Raw genomic sequence first — 2,326 nt, forward strand, 5'->3', positions numbered from 1 at the left:
CATTCTGCGGCTGGGCGCTATCAAAGTACTCAACACGCACCAGCGCGCCAAACGCATCAACGCCTCAGAAAATAATCAGGAAAGTACGCATGACGGGTTCTCGTTTCGTGCGGTTGGTGAATATCCGGAAGTGGGCTACCGGCAGGTGGCGTACCTTCCCCAAGGATACTCTATGTGCTTGAAAGCTCTGATAAGTGGAAATGTCGAGCACTTTGATGGTCTATGGGTTAGGCGGCTAAAAAAGTTAACTAGGCACAAGGCCCGGGTCAAGACCAGGCGACCATTCACCGGCGGGTGGCGCTCAGGTGAGTTGCCGCTGGTATGCAGAAGGCCCCTGGGCTGAGAGGTAATCTCTCAAGCCCAAGGGCTTTCTCTATGCGGTGCTACATCTGAATGACACTATTTAGATGAGGCATCAAGGATGCGCTGCAGGTGCTCCGGGATCTGTCGGTACTCCCCAGCCTCGGGGGAGCCAATCTCATACTTGCGGGCGTAACAGAGACCCTTGATGAGGGCGTCCATGTCCTCGTAATCACCGAACTCTACGAAGAGTTCGGGGATGTACTTGGGTGGCCAAACACCGTAACGCTCGCGGAAGAGAATCATGTGGTAGATGTAGGTGGCGTCAAAGAAGACCGGACTGAACGCTAGGCGGCGTTTACCCATCTGGCTACTGCTAATTACGAAGTAGCCGCCCTTGCCGTTCTCTTTCATATGGATTTTGGTGATGCTGTTGTAGTCGAACTCGCGGGTTTTGAATCGCCAGTTCCGCCATTTTACGGAGGTCTCATTCTGCTGGATGTAAAAGAAATGCGCATGTAAAACCAAATACCAAGCGGGAGACCCAAGGATATTCATCATAAGAAAGAAGACTATTAAAGATTCAATATCCTCTGAAATCACAAAGGGTGTAACAATGCACATCAGAAACGTCAATACATCTACATATACAAGAACCAGAAGAGGGTTTTTCTGCCGCTGTCCCAGAGGAATATAGCCTTTGGGACGCACCAAACCAATTGAACCATTAGTTACTGTTTCAGATATAAACCTATTCACAAAATACACTATTTCTTTACCTTAGAATCTTTATAACCAACTATAATTTCACTAATGGGCTTCTCATACTTACTTTCAAAATCTCCTGGTTGTTTCTCAATATATGAGTGCGTATCCTGCATTTCATCTAGTCCCTTTGAGACTACCTTGCCACGACCAATCCCAAGCATAGTCTTATCCAGATCCTTCATTTTCTGCTCCAAACGAGCTTTATTCTTCTCCGGATCACGGACATAAGCAATTCGAGACATACTCGTATCATGGCTCATACCCAGCTGCGCAATAGTACGCGGATCCTTAACCGAAGATCCCTCGTGATACTTCACCGCTCCGAGTCCTCCACCAATAAGACCTTTACCACCGCTCCAAAGAAGGTCTGACATGGTTATTTCTCCATTTCTTCCCCACGTATCAACAAGGCTCTGACTCGTCTTCAAAAAAGCAGGAGTCAATACATCAGAGGCAAATTGGGCCACAGGACGAGGCTTTAATTTACTCAGTCCTTCAGATACAACGTTAAACGCACGGGTAACTTTTTCATTATCTAGCTTGGTAACACTAGGAGCAAGATAATTATTTTTTACCGATCGCGCCGTATCATACATTTTTTGAGTCATCGGCTGTGCCTTTTTGGCAAGCGAACCAGAAAGCGCACGAGGAGCACTGGACAAACCGCCAAAGATACCACCGCTGACGGTAGAAACCACATGCTCACGAATAGAATACTGCCCCTTATCACCAATCTTGCCGTTCACGGCATCATGGGCAAGGTTCTCAAAGCCGCCCACAAATCCGGCTGCAACCTCGGGAATTGCATTTACGCTCGCCCTAGTCGCGAATACCTGCGCACCCTTCGACCATCCACCGGTGATAGCTTGTTCTAGAGCACCAACGGCTTTGGTGCGGCCCAGGGCAACCATCACACCGCGACCCTTCGCCGCGATGCCACCACCGATAGCACCAAAAGCTCCACCGATTGCCGCATCGATTCCAACACGGCCCCAGTTCACACGACCATTTTCGTCCCGGTTATTGGAGATAGAGGTGGAAGCGGCTAAAGCTGCACCAGATACTGCACCAAGTACCAGAAGCATTACTGGACCTGTAGCGACAAAAGCCAACAAAGACAGCCCGATACCCAAAACAGTTAGAGCGGTTTGTATTGCATCTGAATGTCGATTTAGCCATCCATTCACGCCTCTATCAGCACAGGACTCGCGATACTTCTCAAAGTCCTCCACCGACACCGGCGACAAACCCCACGGAT

Annotated in this window: 2 protein-coding genes and 1 pseudogene; 1 reads left to right on the plus strand and 2 read right to left on the minus strand. The window is 49.0% G+C overall.

Translation table 11 applies throughout. The features are described 5' to 3' along the window. Positions 1-343 (plus strand): hypothetical protein (locus HMPREF2944_RS09275; RefSeq protein WP_210398444.1); only part of this gene is annotated, 343 nt, incomplete at its 5' end. 56 nt (positions 344-399) lie between these two features. Here the strand turns inward: HMPREF2944_RS09275 and HMPREF2944_RS09110 are convergent. Both HMPREF2944_RS09110 and HMPREF2944_RS09115 read right to left on the minus strand, forming a co-directional pair. After that, positions 400-714: a hypothetical protein gene (locus tag HMPREF2944_RS09110; protein WP_141755713.1), complete on the minus strand. Its 315-nt coding sequence runs from the start codon at positions 712-714 to the stop codon at positions 400-402. 353 nt (positions 715-1,067) lie between these two features. Further along, positions 1,068-2,326: pseudogene (locus tag HMPREF2944_RS09115) on the minus strand (hypothetical protein); the annotation flags it as partial.

This window comes from Rothia sp. HMSC072E10 (assembly GCF_001813965.1).
In the GTDB taxonomy this organism is placed as follows: Bacteria; Actinomycetota; Actinomycetes; order Actinomycetales; family Micrococcaceae; genus Rothia; species Rothia mucilaginosa_A.